Source organism: Bordetella tumulicola, from assembly GCF_054779135.1.
Map to the genome: position 1 here is coordinate 452,845 of NZ_BAAGYU010000010.1, position 16,187 is coordinate 469,031.

At 57.4% G+C, this 16,187-nt stretch carries 16 protein-coding genes; 1 reads left to right on the top strand and 15 read right to left on the bottom strand.

Translation table 11 applies throughout. The features are described 5' to 3' along the window. Positions 1–7 precede the first annotated feature (7 nt). On the top strand, positions 8–1,411 hold the full coding sequence (locus ACYVDM_RS19325) for an MFS transporter (RefSeq protein ID WP_415787857.1): 1,404 nt from the start codon (positions 8–10) through the stop codon (positions 1,409–1,411). Positions 1,412–1,427: 16 nt separating this feature from the next. Here the strand turns inward: ACYVDM_RS19325 and ACYVDM_RS19330 are convergent, their stop codons facing one another. The 15 genes from ACYVDM_RS19330 to ACYVDM_RS19400 form a co-directional block, all read right to left on the bottom strand. Next, the gene (locus ACYVDM_RS19330; protein WP_415787859.1) at positions 1,428–2,039 is read right to left on the bottom strand and encodes a helix-turn-helix domain-containing protein; all 612 of its coding nucleotides are present in this window, start codon (positions 2,037–2,039) and stop codon (positions 1,428–1,430) included. A 17-nt stretch (positions 2,040–2,056) separates the two neighbouring features. Further along, a complete protein-coding gene (locus tag ACYVDM_RS19335) occupies positions 2,057–2,977 on the bottom strand; it encodes an N-carbamoyl-D-amino-acid hydrolase (RefSeq protein WP_415787861.1) in 921 nt (306 codons plus the stop codon). 24 nt (positions 2,978–3,001) lie between these two features. Then, complete coding sequence (locus ACYVDM_RS19340) at positions 3,002–4,453, bottom strand: N-acyl-D-amino-acid deacylase family protein (protein ID WP_415787863.1); 1,452 nt, start codon at positions 4,451–4,453, stop codon at positions 3,002–3,004. A 26-nt stretch (positions 4,454–4,479) separates the two neighbouring features. Then, on the bottom strand, positions 4,480–5,469 hold the full coding sequence (locus tag ACYVDM_RS19345) for an ABC transporter ATP-binding protein (RefSeq protein WP_415787865.1): 990 nt from the start codon (positions 5,467–5,469) through the stop codon (positions 4,480–4,482). 33 nt (positions 5,470–5,502) lie between these two features. Continuing rightward, on the bottom strand, positions 5,503–6,483 hold the full coding sequence (locus ACYVDM_RS19350; RefSeq protein ID WP_415787867.1) for an ABC transporter ATP-binding protein: 981 nt from the start codon (positions 6,481–6,483) through the stop codon (positions 5,503–5,505). A gap of 8 nt (positions 6,484–6,491) precedes the next feature. Continuing rightward, entirely contained in the window at positions 6,492–7,358 is an 867-nt protein-coding gene (locus ACYVDM_RS19355; protein ID WP_415787869.1) for an ABC transporter permease, read from the bottom strand. A 5-nt stretch (positions 7,359–7,363) separates the two neighbouring features. Continuing rightward, entirely contained in the window at positions 7,364–8,299 is a 936-nt protein-coding gene (locus tag ACYVDM_RS19360) for an ABC transporter permease (RefSeq protein ID WP_415787871.1), read from the bottom strand. A gap of 42 nt (positions 8,300–8,341) precedes the next feature. Continuing rightward, positions 8,342–9,925 carry an ABC transporter substrate-binding protein gene (locus ACYVDM_RS19365; RefSeq protein WP_415787873.1) on the bottom strand — a complete coding sequence of 528 codons (1,584 nt, stop codon included), beginning with the start codon at positions 9,923–9,925 and terminating at the stop codon, positions 8,342–8,344. Positions 9,926–9,964: 39 nt separating this feature from the next. Beyond that, positions 9,965–11,419, bottom strand: coding sequence for a M81 family metallopeptidase (locus tag ACYVDM_RS19370; RefSeq protein ID WP_415787875.1), 1,455 nt, complete (start codon positions 11,417–11,419; stop codon positions 9,965–9,967). Between the two features lie 23 nt (positions 11,420–11,442). Further along, a complete protein-coding gene (locus ACYVDM_RS19375; RefSeq protein ID WP_415788856.1) occupies positions 11,443–11,811 on the bottom strand; it encodes a RidA family protein in 369 nt (122 codons plus the stop codon). Positions 11,812–11,844: 33 nt separating this feature from the next. After that, positions 11,845–13,002 carry an NAD(P)/FAD-dependent oxidoreductase gene (locus ACYVDM_RS19380; RefSeq protein ID WP_415787877.1) on the bottom strand — a complete coding sequence of 386 codons (1,158 nt, stop codon included), beginning with the start codon at positions 13,000–13,002 and terminating at the stop codon, positions 11,845–11,847. A gap of 219 nt (positions 13,003–13,221) precedes the next feature. Beyond that, entirely contained in the window at positions 13,222–13,947 is a 726-nt protein-coding gene (locus ACYVDM_RS19385; RefSeq protein ID WP_415787879.1) for an anti-sigma factor, read from the bottom strand. Further along, complete coding sequence (locus ACYVDM_RS19390) at positions 13,944–14,510, bottom strand: sigma-70 family RNA polymerase sigma factor (RefSeq protein WP_415787881.1); 567 nt, start codon at positions 14,508–14,510, stop codon at positions 13,944–13,946. The genes ACYVDM_RS19385 and ACYVDM_RS19390 overlap by 4 nt, the downstream gene beginning before the upstream one ends. A 95-nt stretch (positions 14,511–14,605) precedes the next feature. Next, positions 14,606–15,163, bottom strand: a complete 558-nt coding sequence (locus tag ACYVDM_RS19395) for a DUF3455 domain-containing protein (protein WP_415787883.1) — start codon at positions 15,161–15,163, stop codon at positions 14,606–14,608. Between the two features lie 261 nt (positions 15,164–15,424). Beyond that, on the bottom strand, positions 15,425–16,174 hold the full coding sequence (locus ACYVDM_RS19400; RefSeq protein ID WP_415787885.1) for a 3'-5' exonuclease: 750 nt from the start codon (positions 16,172–16,174) through the stop codon (positions 15,425–15,427). Positions 16,175–16,187 lie beyond the last annotated feature (13 nt).

Genomic DNA, 16,187 nt, shown 5'->3' on the forward strand with positions numbered 1-16,187 from the left:
ACCGCCCATGAATACGTTGACTTATGCATCCGAGCCAGCGGCGCTTGATTCGCGCCGCTGGTTGGCCCTCGCTGTTTTGTTGATCGGCACAATGTTGCCGCCCCTGGACTTCTTCATCGTCAATGTGACGCTACCCGCCATCCGCACCGACCTGCGAGCATCTTCCGATGTCTCGCAATTGGTGATCTCGGTCTACGCCGCAGCCTATGCGGTCACGTTGATTTTGGGAGGGCGTCTTGGTGATCTCTATGGGCGAAAGCGAGCTTTCGTTGGCGGTATGTTTGGCTTTGGCGTGGCTTCAGCGTTGTGCGGTTTAGCACCGTCGCCGAGCGTGCTCGTTGTCGGACGACTGCTGCAAGGGATATCGGCGGCCATCATGGCGCCGCAATCGTTGGCATCGATACACGCCCTTTTTCCGGCAAGCGAGAAGAATCGTGCACTCAGTCTGTATGGAGCGACGTTCGGTTTGGCTTCTGTGGGAGGTCAGCTGCTGGGGGGCGTGCTGGTTTCGGCCAGTCCGTGGGGGCTCAGTTGGCGCAGCGTTTTTTTGATCAACCTCCCCCTTATTGTCGTCGCGATCCCCGCTGCGCTGGCGCTGCTTCGTGAGAGTCGGGCAGAGCGTTCCGCTCGCCTGGACGTGCCAGGGGCGTTGCTGCTAGCGTCCGGCTTGCTGGCTTTGGTGGTACCCCTCGTAGAAGGACGGGAGCACCACTGGCCGTGGTGGTGCGTCGCGCTACTTAGTTTGAGCGCGCCTTTTTTGTGTGTCTTCTGGTGGTATGAAAAAAGACAAGAGCTCGCTGACAGAGCGCCCTTGATTTTGCCCTCGATTCTGGCAGCTCGCGGGCTGAAACGCAGTCTGACGGCAGCATTCTTCTTCTATTCTCTTGCGGCGTTTTTCTTTGTGTTTGCGGTGTACGAACAGGCCGGTTTGGGTAATGATGCGTTGGCAGCCGGCTTGGCAATCCTGCCGCTCGGTATTGGCTTTTTCCTGGGGCCGCTATGCGGTCCACCCATCGTCCGGCGCTTGGGTTCGCGCACTGCAGCGTTTGGCATGATCCTGGAAGTGCTTGGCCTGGTCATGGTCGCAGTTCTGGCCTGCATCGATGCATCGTCTTGGCTCGTCTTTCCTTTGTTCCTGATTGGAGCTGGACAAGGCATCGCACTACCTGCACTGGTTCGCTTGAACGTGGACCAGGTTGACACACGTTGGGCTGGGCTTGCTTCCGGTTTGGTCACCGCCACTTTGCAGATTAGCGCTGCGGTAAGCATCGCGATAATTGGTGGTCTTTTCATCGCGATCGCACCTGACGGCGCAGCCGCTCATGATGTGCGGCTCGGATTTACCGTGGCTTCATTGGCAATAGGCGCGGCACTGGCGCTGGCAGCAGGACTCAGCTGGAAACGGCAGTAGATCGTGACAACTTATATTACCCGGTCAACTCGGTACAAACAGCCAAAACACGGGCTGGAGATTTGCTCGTCGACAGATAAACATGACCGACCGAGCTATCAAAATAGGCAGACTCATTGCGCTTCAGGCTGATCTCGTTACCCGTTTCAAAAACAATACGAACGGCTCCCGAGACCACGTAGGTAAATTCCTGCCCCGGATGCTTGATGTATTCCGTGAACTCTGCAAGATCACGGGAAAAGATGGTTGCGATGATCGGGGTCATGACTTTGCCCGAAATTTCACTGAATAAAAACTGATGCCGATAGGTATCGGTTTGATATTCATCCTGCCCCAGGCTGCAAGCCTTCAGTGCCTGACCGTTGAGTCGATTGGGCACCGGATTGTCGCGGGCTTGCAGCAACACCGCCATATCCACGTTCAGGCCCAACGAGATGGCGACGAATTTCTCGTAGCTCAGCGCAGTCTGCCCCAGTTCAGCCTTTGACAAGGTGGATAGCGCTACCCCCGAGGCGGCCGACAGCTGCTTGAGGGTAAATCCTCTCTCTTTGCGTATAGCTCTCAGGCGACCGCCCATTGCCTCTTTTGAAAAACTTTTCTGGCTTCGCGCGTCCGCCTTTTCTGCCATAGATGCCTCTCCCATTTTTAAAAGGGCGAACGGCTGGATCCCACGCGATCCACGATGGCCCGATAATGTTCGGGACGCCTGTGCCGCTCAAAGTGGAAAATATTACCCCGATAGCCGTCGGCCAGACTCATATCGCAGACATAGTTGATCACTTCGTCGTCCTCGGACAGGGCCTGGACCGCGATCTCGCCGGTAGGCGCGACGATGCACGAGCCGCCGATCATGTGTATGCCTTCTTCAACCCCCGCCTTGGCCGCGGCAGCGATCCAGCATGTGTTCTGGTACGCCGATGCCTGCAGAGAGAGATGATTGTGATGCAGGGGCAAATGTCTGGGCTCTCCCAATCGCCCGTAACCGGTCGGTGTGTTGTAGCCCAGCATGATTAGATCGACAGCCTGCAGACCCATGACGCGATAGGTTTCCGGCCATCGTCTGTCGTTGCAGATGCACATCCCGATTCGTGTATCACCCGCATCAAATACCGGAAAACCCAGATCGCCAACCTCGAAATACCGCTTTTCGAGATGCTGAATGGGATACCCGTCTTGGGACTGTGCGTCGCCAGGAATATGAATCTTTCGATATTTCCCGATGATGTTTCCCGTGCTGTCGACCAGGATACTGGTGTTAAACCGTCGGTCGCCCGCGATCTCGGCGTACCCAAGGTAAAAGCCAACTCCCAATTTACGCGCTCGGTCAAAGAGGGGCTGCGTCTCTTTCCCGGGCATTTCCGTCTCAAAAAAGCTCTCCAGCTCTTGCGTGTCGTCGATCGTCCAACGAGGAAAAAAGGTCGTTAAGGCCAGCTCAGGAAAGGTGACCCATTTAGCGCCTCTACCCGCCGCATCTTCAAGCATGTCACACAGGCGTGCCACGGCCTGACGACGCGTATCACTGCGTGCGATGGGGCCCATCTGGGCCACGGCAATGTGCAATTTCACATCTTGCTCCTTGGCGTTCGCAGATCAGGACCGCTTGAGCACGCGACCCGCGTACTCTCCGGTGAAATGGGCGTCGGCATCCCATACTTTCTTGCCATTCACATACACATGATGGATGCCCCGCGAATGCGTCATGGGCGCCTCGAACGTCGCGGTATCCGCGATGGTGGCGGGATCGAAGACAACCAGGTCGGCAAAGGCATCCTGCTGAATCACGCCGCGGTCTGCCAGGCCGAACCGACTCGCAGTCAGGCCGGTCATCTTCCACACGGCTGTCTCGATGGGAAACAGGCCCAGGTCGCGGCTGTAATGGCCCAACACACGGGGAAACGTGCCCCACAGGCGAGGGTGGGGATGTGTGTCGTGAGGCAAACCGTCAGAACCGATCATGGTGTCCGGAAAAGACATGATGCGTTGGACATCATGCTCGTCCATCATGAAGTAGATCGCGCCGGCGGGCATCAATTCATCGACAACGTCCCAGCGATCCTTGCCTCGTTCTTTGGCGATATCGTCCAGATCGCGGCCCGTATATTCGGGAAAGGGTTTGCACCAGGTGAGCAGCGTCTTGGCCGACAATAGCGCACGGTCTTTCTTTAGTATGGTGGACCCGGCTATATAAGGGTAAGCGTCCAACGAAATTTCCTGGGTCTTCATCGCCTCGGAAATGATCGCGAGCGTCTCGCCTGAACGTCCGAAATTCTGCTTTCCCATGAGTTTATGATGAGATATCACGATCGGGACGTCGAGCTCTTTGCCGATCCGGAACGTTTCGTTCAGCGCGGCAACAATCTCATCGCCTTCGTCGCGCATATGTGTCGCGTAGATGCCGTTGTGCTCCGTCAGAGGCTGGCAAACCTGAATAATTTCTTCGGTTGTCGCGTGGGCAGCGGGCGGATAAAACGTCCCGGTCGAAATGCCGATCGCCCCGGCGGCCATTCCCTCACGCGCCAAGTCTCGCATCTTTTCGATTTCCTCGGGCGTCGCATTCCGCTCGAGATTGGGCATCACGGCCGCTCGTAAAGTGGAATGCCCCAGCATGCAAGCGCAGTTCAGCGCGGGTGGAGATTGCTGCAGAGCCTGTAGATAATCGGCGAACGTCGAAAAGGCGTAACTTCCCCCTAGATCCAACAGGTCGAGAGGCGGCGGTGGGCTTTCATGCAGCAATGGTGCGAGACTGATGCCGCAATTCCCGGTAATTACCGTCGTGACCCCTTGGGATATCTTGGGTTCCATCGCGGGTTTGCGCAGCAACAGATTATCGTCGTGGGTGTGCGAATCGATAAATCCTGGCGATACGGCCAGACCCGAGATATTTTCACGATGCGTCGCGGTTGCCTTGGATAGATCGCCGATCGTGGCAACACGATCGCCTCGCACGCCGACATCCGCCAGGTACGGCTTGGTGTTCGTACCATCAATAACCAGGCCGCCCGACAAGATAACGTCGTAGGACTCAATATTTTGGCTGCTCATACATCCACTCCTGAAAAATCCGATTACTACGCAAAATGACAGGCCACCACATGATCTGGGCTAAAGCGCCTTGCCTCGGGCAACTCGCGCGCACAAATCGCTTGCGCGTTTGGGCAGCGGGTACGGAAGGCACACCCCGAGGGGGGCGATAAAGGGCTGGGAATCTCCCCTGAAAGCCGCAGAGACTTAGGCAGTGCACGACTCTCTTCCGAAAAACGCGGCACAGCTGCCAGCAAGGCCTTGGTATAGGGGTGGCGGGGGTTTTGAAAAATCTCGCTGCGTGTTCCGACCTCGACCATTCGGCCGAGATACATCACCGCTACTTTGTGACTCAAATGCCGCACGACACTCAGATCGTGAGAAATAAAGAGGTAAGTCAGTTGCAAGTCTTTCTGCAAATCGACCAGCAGATTGATCACCTGTGCCTGAACGGAGACATCCAATGCCGAAACGGGCTCGTCACAGACAATGAAATCCGGCTCCAATGCCAAGGCGCGTGCAATGACCAGTCGTTGGCGCTGCCCACCCGAGAACTGATGTGGGTACTTGTCCAGTGAGTCGGGTTTCAGGCTGACCAGACGCAGCAGGTCGTCCAGGCGAGCGGTGATCGCTGACGAAGGAACGGAAAAATTATTCAACGGTTCGGCCAGAATAGACCGTACGCGCATGCGTGGGTTCATCGAGGAATAAGGATCCTGAAAGATGAACTGGATCCTTCTTCGAAGCTCTCGCAACGCCGTGCGCTTGAGCTGCCCTACATCCTTGCCCTCAAAGATAACTTGTCCTTCCGATGGTTCCAGCAGTCTGGCCAGGCAACGCCCCAAGGTCGATTTGCCGCAGCCCGATTCGCCAACAATGCTGAACGTCTCGCCTTTACGCACGGTGAAAGAAACGTCGCTGACCGCATTGAGCACCGCGTTTTTTCCGTGATGCTTGACCGTGAAGCGCTTGCTTAGCCCGACGACCTCCATCTGGATATCACTACCGTGCGTGGCGTGCATGTTTTCCCGAGACATATCCGTTTCTCACTATTTCTATCGTTCGCGCCACTACGACGCCACGCGACACCAGTACTTGTGCGCATCCGAGGCCTGAATGATCGCCGGGGGCACGGACGCACAAGACGCAATGGCATGTTCGCAACGCGAAGAAAACGCGCAACCCGATGATTGCGGCGTGATCGTCGGAACAATACCGGGCAATTCGGCAAGCCGTGGCTGTTGTGAGCCATTATCGACGAAAGCCGGCAACGAACGAATGAGCGCCCGCGTATACGGATGCTGCGCCCGATACAGCACGTCTGACACCAGCCCCTCTTCGACCTTTGAGCCGGCGTACATCACCATGACGCGATCACAGGACTCTGCGACGACCCCCAGATCGTGCGTAATCAATACCGTCGCCGTCCCCATCTGCTCTTGAATATCCTTGAGGATCTGCAAAATCTGCGCTTGGATCGTCACATCCAATGCGGTGGTGGGTTCATCGGCAATCAGCAACCGAGGCTTGCATGCCAGTGCAATCGCGATCATGACGCGCTGACGCATCCCTCCCGACAACTCGTAGGGATAGTTCGACAGCCGTTTGGCGGGATCTGAAACCTGCACAAGCTCCAGCAGCCCCTGGGCATCGACCAGCGCCTGCTTGTATGACTTTCCCTGGTGCAACACAATGGACTCGGCAATCTGACGTCCTACCGTGAATACCGGATTCAAGGACGTCATGGGCTCTTGGAAAATCATCGACAATTGATTGCCGCGAAGCGCGCGCATCTGCTTTTCACTTAAGGACAGCAGATCTCTGTCTTCAAAGTTGATGGATCCCGACACCACCCGTGCAGACGTGGCGAGCAGACGCATGATGGCCAGTGAGGTGACGCTTTTCCCGCAACCTGACTCACCGACAATGCCCAGTGTCTCACCGCTGCGTACGTGAAAGGAAAGATCGTTCACGGCCACGACGGTTCTATCCAGCCCCTCGAAATGCACGCTTAGATTCTCGACGCGCAGTATGTCTTTGTGAGTATTCATCGCGCGCCTCAGATCTTCTTCGCCAGCTTGGGGTCCAGCATGTCGCGTAGGCCATCGCCGAGCATGTTGACGGCCAGCACGGTCATTGCCAAGAACAATCCCGGGAACAAAATGATGTGAAATGCAATGGAGAGGAAATTGCGTCCGTCTGCCATGATGTTTCCCCAGCTCGGTATCTGCGGTGGAATGCCTACCCCCAAGAAGCTGAGCACCGCCTCCGTAATGATGGCGGACGCAGCAATGAACGTGGCCTGAACCATCAACGGGGCAAACAAATTCGGCAGGATATGCATTATCAGAATCTTGTGCGTGCGGGTGCCGACGGCCGTGGCGGCCTCGACGTACGGTTGGTTGCGGATCGACAAGACTAACGCCCGCACTAAGCGCACCACACGCGGGACTTCCGGAATGATGATGGCAATGATCACGGTGGTCAGACCGCCCCTGAACACCGCCATCAGCGCAATCGCCAGCAAGATATTCGGAATCGACATCAGACCGTCCATGATGCGCATGATCAGCATATCCAGCGCAGAGAAATAGCCTGCCATCATGCCGATCACCACGCCCAGCACCACGCTGATCACGGCCACTGCAACACCGACCACCAGTGAAACGCGCGATCCATAGATCACGCGTGTATACACATCGCGTCCTAGAGCGTCCGTGCCAAAAAAATGCTCTGCCGAGGGCGGCTTCATCCGTGCCAGGGGATTGATATCCAACGGATTCAGGCTGGACAACAGCGGTGCAAACACCGCGATTACAGCCAGGATCGCCAGCACGGCAATCCCGATATACATGGCGGGCTGCAGGCGAAACAGCGTCCATACTCTCTTTCTGGTGATCTTGGCGCCTAGTGTGAGTGTTTGCATGGCGATCAGCGCCCCATCCTGGGATCAAAAATTCTGTAGCTAAGGTCGACGACAAGGTTGATTAATACATAGACAGCCGACGCAATCAGCAGCACGCCCTGGATGACTGGATAGTCGTGGCGTAATACGGCGTCCACCGTCAATCTTCCCAGCCCGGGAATCGCGAATACCGTTTCGGTCACGACCACGCCGCCGATGAGCATGGCGATACCGACGCCGATGGTTGTGACAATGGGGTTTGCCGCGTTTTTGAGTGCATGCCAGATCACCAGGCGAGTCCCGAGTCCTTTCGCTTTAGCGGTGCGAATGTAGTCTTCGCCGAGCGCTTCCAGCATGGTGGCGCGAGTCATGCGCGTCAGCAGCGCCATATAGACCAGTCCCAACGAGAGACAGGGAAGCAGTAAATGCTTGAAATAAAGGGCGACGCCCGACGACAGCGGCTTATAGCCTTGCACGGGGAACCAACCCATTTTGATTGACAGGACGTAGACCAACCCGTATCCAATCAAGAAAACGGGAATGGAGAATGCCATGACAGACGCCAGCATGATCAATCGGTCAGTGAGCGAACCCGCTTTCCAGGCGGCTGCGACACCCAGCGGAACCGCCAGCAGAACCGCGAACAAGATCGTGAACAGCGCGATGGATAGTGTGGGCCCCATGCGTTGGTAAATAAGCTTCGACACCGGCAAATTGGTCGATGTCGACGTCCCCAGGTCACCGGTCAGAATATTTCCGCTCCAGATCAGGAATTGCTCGACGAGGGGTTTGTCCAGCCCCATGCTGGCGCGGATTTTTTCGACATCCTCCACGGTGGCATTGTCTCCGGCCAATACGGCCGCCGGATCACCAGGAGACATGTGGGTCAGCAGGAAAACAAACACCGCGACGACAACCATGACAGGAATGGTCGCGATCAGTCTTCGTAATACGTATAGCAACTCAAGACTCCTTGTTCTGGGTTCCCACTGACCCGTGCCGGTTTAGTTCTTCTCGATGTTCCACATCACGGGGACACCCGTTTTCAGCAGATCGGTATGGGTCAGGCCCCGTGTTGCCATGACCGGGTTGAATTCTCCCCAGATGACATAAGGCACGGACTCATAGGCACGCGCCTGAATCTGCGCGGCAAGTTCCTTGCTCTTTGCCTCATCACCCTCGGCAATCCATTGCGCACGCAATTCATCAAGCTTTTTATCGCAGGGCCAACCCGGCAGCCCATTGCCGCAGGACGCGGATAGCCAGGGGTTCGTGACTGGCGTGCTCGCGTCGAAGTACCCCCCGTGCGTCAGGAAAATATTCCACCCGCCCTCTGCCGGGGGATCCTTCTTGAGGCGGCGTGCCGCGACAGAGGCCCAGTCCATGGCCTGCAGGTCGACGTTGAATCCGGCCTTTTTCAATGCCTCGGCCAGTACCAGACTGGCAGGTGAATTCACGTTGTCCGTCGGATACAGGATGACGACCTTCTCACCTTGATATCCGGACGCTTTCAGCAGTTCTTTCGCTTTTTCAATATTCGGCGTCTTGTATTGCGCTGCGCCGACATCGGTTGTGTAGGGCGAGCTGCATGTGTACATCGATGGGCAGTATTCGGTACGGTACTTGTCGGTATAGCCCACGGCCGAAACGAATGCCGCTTGATTGACGACGTGATACATCGCTTGGCGTGCCAGCTCATTATTGAAGGGCGGGAACAGGTGATTGGGAACGATCATGCCCTGAGAGGCCGCTGTGGGAATCAGCGTGATATCGGAATTTCCCTCCAGTACCGGCAGAAAGTCGGGCGTGACGCTCTCGATCATGTCGACTTCGCCGTTTTGTAGCGCGGCAGCAGCAGTATTCGCGTCGGGAATATAGATCCATTCAACGCGATCGACCTTGGCGACCTTGCCGCCAGCCAGGCCATCAGCGGGCTCCGAGCGCGGTGTGTAGTTCGGATTTTTGACGTACACCACCTTGTTGCCGGGTACCCATTCGTCCTTCTTAAAGAGAAATGGACCGGAGCCGACCATCTCCGTGACGGGTACGCTGGGGTCGGTATCGGCCAACCGCTTCGGCATAATGAAAAGCGGCATACCTGAGGGCTTGGACAGTGCGGCCAAGACGAGACCAAACGGCTTTTCAAGCGTGAGCTCGAATGTTTTATCGTCGACGACCTTCAATGAGGCACCAGCCTTCATCAGGAGACGCCCTAGCGTGTCCTTCTTGGCCCAACGTTCGATCGATGCGACACAATCCGCGGCGGTCACCGGGGTACCGTCGTTGAAAACCAGCTTATCGCGCAGGGTAAAAGACCATTGCTTGCCATTTTCGGATTTTTTCCAGCTATCCACCATCTGCGGCTGCGCTTGTCCCTTGCTGTCTTGTGCGAACAAGGTGTCAAACACCATATAACCGTGATTGCGCGTGATATAGGCGGTGTTGAACAGCGGATCCAATGTCTTCAGATCTGCCGTGGGCGCGAGGCGGATCGTACTTTCCGACGAGGCCGTCCCGCTGACTAACAATAAGCCTGCCGTCAACATGCCAGTGACTAGCGTTTTCATGCAGATGGATGTCATTTTCATGGTTTTTCCCTGTGTCGGTCTATGTATAGTTGCGATGCATTAATGTGCCGGCGTGGCCAGCGGCCATTTTGGATACATCAGTTTTTTATAGGGCAACGCGTTGATGTCCGAGGAAACCGATCCGGGGGTACTCAAGTAAATCACCTGAGCGGCCACTTTTGAAAAATCGGCATAGAAGTGCTGCGAAGACTTCACCACAATGAACTTTTGCTTGCGTAGGTCGATACCGAACTGCGTGAACAAATCTTGTCCGATGGCCTGATTTCGCACGGAGGTCAAGACCAGCGTAATGCCCGCGGTCTCGACGACGGCGACATCGCCCAGCGACGACGGCGTGTTCGACAATCCCGTCATATACGCGTCTCGGCGCAGGGCCTTGACCGTACACAGCGCATCGACGGGTTGGCCAGACGCCTCGGACACCTTGCCGCCGATACGCAGTTTGATCGTGGCGTTTTCGCCAGCATTCATACACAGACCAACGGCGCCAGGATCCCAGATCGGACCGATCACGGCATCACGGATGTTGTTTTTCAAGAAATCCGCCAACACAAACGTGGAGTCGCTGCCCGCGCCGCCACCGGCGTTGTCGGCAGAATCCGCCAGTACCGCCGGATAACGTTGATTGTCGGCAACGATCTGCAAGGCTTCGGTCGTCGTCGGGCAGGGCGTTTGCAAAGCATCGCGAAAACCGATGATCTCTTTGCCCACGCGGTCGGCGAGTTGTTGCGCGCGTTCGGTATCGCCGTCGGTATAGACCAGCACTTTGCTGCCCATGCCCGGTACGTCTCCCCAAGGGAATCCGTGCGCAATCGAGATAGACAAGATGCCAGGTTCCTGCTCCATCTGCAGCAACCGATCCACGAAACTGCGCATGGGTTCCCGACTCGTATGCATAATGGAAATCATCTCGCAGTCGTACACCCCCAGCACCGGCTTGAATTTTCCCTGCTGTTTGGCGGCGCAGAGATCCACCAGGTCATAGGCTCGTTCGAGAATATCGGTGTGCGGATATTCCTTGAAGCACACCAGAATGTCGGCGTTCTCATACATAAGTGGTGTCATGTGGCAATGCGGATCAAGCTCTGCGCCGACGACCACATCGGGTCCGACTATTTGGCGTACGCGGGAAATCAAATCGCCTTCGCAGTCGTCATAACCATCTGCCACCATGGCGCCATGCAAGCCCAGCACCACTACGTCCACCGCACCGGCACGTTTGAGGTCCTGCAAAATTTCGTCGCGCAACGTCTCGTAGGCGTAGCGTGTTGTGAGCCCTGCGGGGACGGCGCCCGCCACCGCCCCCTCTATCACCGTCCAACCCTGCTCTTTGGCACGTTCACGCGCGGCCCACAGCGGCCCCGAGAATTGCAGCATCGTATCGGGGTGTGTGCCAGCGGGATAGTAACCACGGGCCTTGAACGAATCGATACCCGTGGGGATCGGGGAGAAGGTATTGGTTTCGGTCGCGAGCGAAGCCGTGAATATCCGCATGGTTGTCTCTCTCCTGGATCAGGTCAGCGATCCAACGCCTGAATTTCGATTTCCAGATCCACGCCCATGGCGAGTTTGGCCTCGACGGTTGAACGAACAGGCAGGCCGGCCGTGAAATAGCCACGATAGGCTTCATTGAAATCGGTAAACAGCGCAAGATCGGACAACCACACCGTGGCTTTCACCACATCTTCGAAACCCAGGCCGACTTCCTTCAAGCTGTCACTCAGTCGTTCCATCACGGCGGCCGTCTGCGTCTTGATGTCACCCTTGACGACTTTGCCATGGGCATCCATCGGAATCTGCCCAGAGAAAAAGACAAAGCCTCCCGCGCGAATCATGCGTGAGAAAGGCAGGCCCAAAGGCGACTCGTAACGTTCAATGCTCATGATCAAGGCTCTCTATGTTTAATAAACCAGTTAGACTCACTCGGCGCTGAAGCGCGCGGGCGAGACAATCGAGACATCCAGATGCTCGGCCTGTAGGGATGGGTCCAGTGATTCACCAAGGATCAAGTTGGCCGCCAGTAGCGACGCTCCCGGTGACGTCTGAATGCCATATCCACCCTGGCCAACCAACCAGAAAAACCCACTGACATTCTTATCCCAGCCGATCACAAAATCGCCGTCTGGCACAAATGATCGCAAGCCGGCCCACGTGTGATTAGGGCGCCGGATATCCAGCGTGGTTGCGGTGGTAATGCGGTCAATGCCTATCGCGATATCCAGTTCCTCGGCAACGACATCATGCGCATCGATGGGATCGGCGTTCGCAGGGGACCCTAACAGTTGCCCGGCATCGGGCTTGAAGTAAAACGACTCATCGACGGCTGCCACTACCGGCCATCGTTCTATGTCGTCCCACCCCGTATTTTGGCTGTTCTTCGCCGTGAATGTGAAAGCGCTGCGGCGCTTTGGCTGCAAGCCGATATGGGTGGCGCCAAACAGATCTGCGACCTGTTGCCCCCATGCTCCTGCGGCATTGATGACATTCTTGGCTGCAACGGTGGCGTCCGAGGAGAGATCAACACGCCATTGGCCGTCTTCGCGTTTGGCGCCGACAATCGAGGCGCTGTAGCAAAACTCGACGCCGGCTTGCTTGGCGCCCTTCAGAAATCCATGCAGTAAAACGTGTACATCGATATCCTTGGCGTCGGCTTCTTCGATGGCGCCTATCAGACCGTCCCGGCGCACGCAGGGAACGCGGGAAACCACCTCATCTGCCGTGACTTGACGTACCGCTGATCCTGTTTTTTGCAGTTGATCAAATGTTTCGGCCAATAGGGCTTCCTGCCCATCATGCGCGATATAGAGCACGCCTCGGTCAGCCAAGAGATCATGTTCACAGAAACCCTCTGGCGGGGCTTCAAAGAACGCTCTGCTGGCCCGCGTCAATGCGCGGACCGTAGCCGTGCCGTAGGTTTCCATGAACATCGCCGCGGAACGTCCAGAAGAGTGATATCCCGCTTGGCTTTCCGACTCGACGACCAGGACCGAGCCACGTTCTCTCAATCGATAGGCCAGCGACGCACCCGCAATCCCCGCACCGATGATCAGATAGTCGTACACCTTCCCTACTGTCATGAAACGCCACCTTTTCGCTCAACAACGCTATTTATCGAATATGAGAATTCTCGTAAACGAAAATATGTACTCAACGAGCACTGCGGTCAAGGCACTTTCGTGGGGGTTTACCCGCGACTACGGGTTAATGCCGTGACGATTTTGAGGGTTTCCAGGCATTGGGGATCACAAGCCTCTAACGATTTCCAAGCAGGGCTAAAGGGCGCCGGGATATCGTTATCACATCACCTTGACCGCGCGGCCGATGAACTGGATGGGCCCGGTTGGCCGGCCGATAGGAGATCCTGTTTCCGGTTCCAGGGTCAGCTCGAAGAGCTGATCGGGCACCAGCGGCGGCAGTTTGTCTAGCGGGATGCGGATCGTCTGGCCGGGCTGAACCAGGCCCAGCGATACCGGGCCGGGCCAATCGTCGGCCTTGGTCCAGAACTCCAGCGCCCGGCCTGGCGGTACCTGCGTGCGTCCGAGCGGCACCAATTGCACTGCGTCGTTAGCCTGGGCCTGTATGACCCAACCAGGCGCCTGCGATTGCGGTGCCACCAGCACCACCACATATTGTGGCGGCATGCCGGCGGGTTGGAACAAGAGCAGGGCGGCCAGCAAGGCTGCCGCGACCACCCCCGCAGCAGACAGTCCACGCCAGAATGGCAGGTTGGCCCACAGCGCAGCCCACGGGCGTGTGCCGCGCCGGGACGAGACTGTGGGCGCGGGGTCCGCCAGACTGCCTTGGATGCGGAGCCAGAGTCCGGATGAGGGCTGCACCGGCGCCGCCAAGTCGGCCAAGGGCAGCAGTCGTTCTTCCCAATACAACACCGCCGTGCGCAACGCCGCATCATGCGGCAGGTTCGCTTGCACTTGGCGGCGTTGTTCTGCCGGCAAGGTGCCCAGTACATATTCTCCCGCCAGGGCGTCCAGGTCGTCGGGCGGATTGTCGTGAAGCGTGGTCATGCTAGGCAGTCCCGCAGTGCCTTCAGGCTGCGTGTGATCCAGGCCTTGACCGTGCCTAGCGGCGTGCCCAGCCGCTGCGCAATCTCGGAATGCGATAGGCCCTCGACATAGGCATGTACGATGCAGTTGCGGCGTTCGGCGGGCAGTTCGTCCAGGCAGGGCCCCATGCGGCCTGCATAGTCGGCCCAGGCCAGCCCGTGGCGATCGCGCCAGTCCTGCAAGGCCACATCGGCGTCCAGACGTGCGGCCACGGCCTCATCGACAGGCACCAGGCGCGCGTGGTCGCGCACAAAATTTAGCGCCAAGTGCCGAGTAATGCTGTAAAGCCAGCCGCGCGCTGAGCCTCGGGCGGGATCGAAGCCCGAGGCCTGGTTCCAGATGTTGATGAAAGCATCGTGCACGATGTCCTCTGCCACGGCAGCGTCGCCCACGATACGGCGGGCCACTCCCAACAGGCGGGCGCCTTCGCGTTGGTACAAATGCTCGAGTGCGTCGCGGTGACGCGCCGCGCATCCGCGTACTGCAGCTTCGTAGTCGAATTCCTCATCAGGCAGACCCGGCATGGCACCTCGCAGCTAAGCGGAGGCCGGCGGGATACGCCGGTCCACGTTGTTGCCGCATCTTACCGGGAAATGCTTGACGATGGCATTTCGAACTCTTAGTTGGCCTTCCAGAATATGTAGTCCGCTTGGTACTGGACAACGCTGCGCTTGCCCAGCGATGTCGCGTTGCAAGGCATGTTCGGCGCTACCCCGCCTTTGAGCGCCACGCGCTGAATGTATGTGACGCCCGTCATCGCGCCCTTGCCCATAGCGGGATTGGCTTGCACCAATTGATAGGGCAGGTTGCCTTCGCCCGACGGTGCCACGGCCAGTTGCTTGCCGGTCAGCTTGGATCCGTCCATGGCTTCCCAGGTGGCTGGCGGACCGTAGTACTTACCCACTTGTTTGCCGTGGCGATCTTTCAGCATGGCATCGGGACCGATGAACATCCAGCCCGGTTGGCCGCTGGTTCCGGCCTTGCATTCGTAGGTGATGTCGCCGGAGCCCACCGTCTCCCAGGCGACCTTATTGCCGGAGGGCACCTGGATGCTGGCCGGCAGGCCTTCTTGTGAATAGCTCATTGGCTTGGAGGCCATAGTGCCGCAGGCCGTCAATATGGTGGCGGCGAACAGGCCGACCGTGGCCGGCACAGTGAACGTACGCTGGATCTTCATGAATAGTCTCCCGCAGAAAAATGAGAAGTGACGGCTCGACCCGCAGGCGCCGTCATAGGTACTACACGCGGGGTAGGCATTTGGATGCAGCGGTTTCGATTGTTACATCTGCCGGGCAGTTATGGCTTGATCAGCGAAGTCTACCCAGGGCAAGGCGAGCCTGGCGTTTTTCAATAACGCCTACATGCAGGTTCCAAACCACTCAAATCTCCACGGAATCCCGCGTGAGCGGGTTCACATAGCATCTAGATGGCGTGTATTTCAGGTCCACAGCGTACGTAGTGGCGCCTCTACGGAAAACCTGTGCGCCACCTGAGCTTGCAACAGTTCAGCACTGGCCAATGCATCAGTCAACGCATGGTGGGCACGGTAGCGTGGCAGTCGGTACCGCGCTCGACTGGCCGCCAGCCGGATCGAAACGGTCTGCTTAGGGCGGCCCATTAATCGGGCCAACAGGCTGGGAGATTTGCGGTGTAGCCTCGCTTCGAGTTCCATCGTGTCGATGGTCGGAAATTCTATGCCTTCACCAATGCGGGTCCTGAGCGCAGCATCCAGAAAACCTCGTTCGATTGCACGGCAATGCACGACGATAATACGGCCTGCCAGCGCTTGCAGCACTTCTTCAAGGACCACACTCAGATCAGGGGCCGTTTCGATCTGCGAGTGCGTGATTGCATGGATTGTTATCGACTCTGGCGTCAATTCGCCGGTGGGGTGAACCACCCAGTAGCGCGATGCGCTGGCTTGAATACGTGTCATTGTCATCGGTACAACGCCGATGCTGACGATTTCGTCGCGCAAAATGTCGAGGCCGGTGGTTTCCACATCGAGCGCAGCCATCGGGACATCCTGCAAGAAGCTGTCACCTGGCGGTATGCCCTGTGCATAGAAGGCTCTCAGGCGCGGATCTTGTGCCGTGTCAGCCAGTGTCGCAAAACGTTGTTGCCAGTCCTGCTCCTGCGCATCCGGGCGATTTCCGTGCTTGGTTCGTAAGTCCCCCAGGTGCAGCATGACGTTCCTGTAC